Below are 1,996 nucleotides of genomic sequence, written 5' to 3'. Positions count from 1 at the left end.
TCATCACCGGATGTGGCCCCCCTTCTCCCGAAGTTACGGGGGCATTTTGCCGAGTTCCTTAACCATAGTTCACCCGAACGCCTCGGTATTCTCTACCTGACCACCTGAGTCGGTTTAGGGTACGGGCCGCCATGAAACTCGCTAGAGGCTTTTCTCGACAGCATAGGATCATCCACTTCACCACAATCGGCTCGGCATCAGGTCTCAGACTATGTGCCAGGCGGATTTACCTACCTGACGTCCTACACCCTTACCCCGGGACAACCACCGCCCGGGATGGACTACCTTCCTGCGTCACCCCATCACTCACCTACTAACCGCTTGGTTCAGCGGCTCCACCACTCCCCCTCACTCCGAAGAGATCAGGGGCGGCTTCACGGCCTTAGCATCACGATGCTCGATGTTTGACGCTTCACAGCGGGTACCGGAATATCAACCGGTTATCCATCGACTACGCCTGTCGGCCTCGCCTTAGGTCCCGACTTACCCTGGGCAGATCAGCTTGACCCAGGAACCCTTAGTCAATCGGCGCACACGTTTCTCACGTGTGAATCGCTACTCATGCCTGCATTCTCACTCGTGAACCGTCCACAACTCGCTTACGCGGCTGCTTCACCCGGCACACGACGCTCCCCTACCCATCACAGCCGGCGTTGGCCGTATTGCTGCAATGACACGACTTCGGCGGTACGCTTGAGCCCCGCTACATTGTCGGCGCGGAATCACTAGACCAGTGAGCTATTACGCACTCTTTCAAGGGTGGCTGCTTCTAAGCCAACCTCCTGGTTGTCTGTGCGACTCCACATCCTTTCCCACTTAGCGTACGCTTAGGGGCCTTAGTCGATGCTCTGGGCTGTTTCCCTCTCGACCATGGAGCTTATCCCCCACAGTCTCACTGCCGCGCTCTCACTTACCGGCATTCGGAGTTTGGCTAAGGTCAGTAACCCGGTAGGGCCCATCGCCTATCCAGTGCTCTACCTCCGGCAAGAAACACACGACGCTGCACCTAAATGCATTTCGGGGAGAACCAGCTATCACGGAGTTTGATTGGCCTTTCACCCCTAACCACAGGTCATCCCCCAGGTTTTCAACCCTGGTGGGTTCGGTCCTCCACGAAGTCTTACCTCCGCTTCAACCTGCCCATGGCTAGATCACTCCGCTTCGGGTCTTGAGCGTGCTACTGAAACGCCCTATTCGGACTCGCTTTCGCTACGGCTACCCCACCCGGGTTAACCTCGCAACACACCGCAAACTCGCAGGCTCATTCTTCAAAAGGCACGCAGTCACGAGAACAAGGCAAGCCTTGTTCCGACGCTCCCACGGCTTGTAGGCACACGGTTTCAGGTACTATTTCACTCCCCTCCCGGGGTACTTTTCACCATTCCCTCACGGTACTATCCGCTATCGGTCACCAGGGAATATTTAGGCTTAGCGGGTGGTCCCGCCAGATTCACACGGGATTTCTCGGGCCCCGTGCTACTTGGGTGTCTCTCAAGCAAGCCGCTGATGTTTCGACTACGGGGGTCTTACCCTCTACGCCGGACCTTTCGCATGTCCTTCGCCTACATCAACGGTTTCTGACTCGCCTCACAGCCGGCAGACTGTGAAAGAGAGATCCCACAACCCCGTATACGCAACCCCTGCCGGGTCTCACACGCATACGGTTTGGCCTCATCCAGTTTCGCTCGCCACTACTCCCGGAATCACGGTTGTTTTCTCTTCCTGCGGGTACTGAGATGTTTCACTTCCCCGCGTTCCCTCCACATACCCTATGTGTTCAGGTATGGGTGACAGCCCATGACGACTGCCGGGTTTCCCCATTCGGAAACCCCCGGATCAAAGCCTGGTTGACGACTCCCCGGGGACTATCGTGGCCTCCCACGTCCTTCATCGGTTCCTGGTGCCAAGGCATCCACCGTGCGCCCTTAAAAACTTGGCCACAGATGCTCGCGTCCACTGTGCAGTTCTCAAACAACGACCAGCCACCCATCACCCC

At 57.1% G+C, this 1,996-nt stretch carries 1 rRNA gene (cut by a window edge); it reads right to left on the bottom strand.

Annotation, left to right across the window (positions count from 1 at the left end):
• Nucleotides 1–1,939: ribosomal RNA gene (locus ABZY20_RS37045) — 23S ribosomal RNA — on the bottom strand (it extends 1,271 nt beyond the left edge of the window).
• Nucleotides 1,940–1,996 lie beyond the last annotated feature (57 nt).

Source organism: Streptomyces sp. NPDC006624 (assembly GCF_040611555.1).
Taxonomy (GTDB): Bacteria; Actinomycetota; Actinomycetes; order Streptomycetales; family Streptomycetaceae; genus Streptomyces.
The sequence above is the reverse complement of the archived record's forward strand: the minus strand, read 5'-3'. Positions and strand labels throughout refer to the sequence as shown.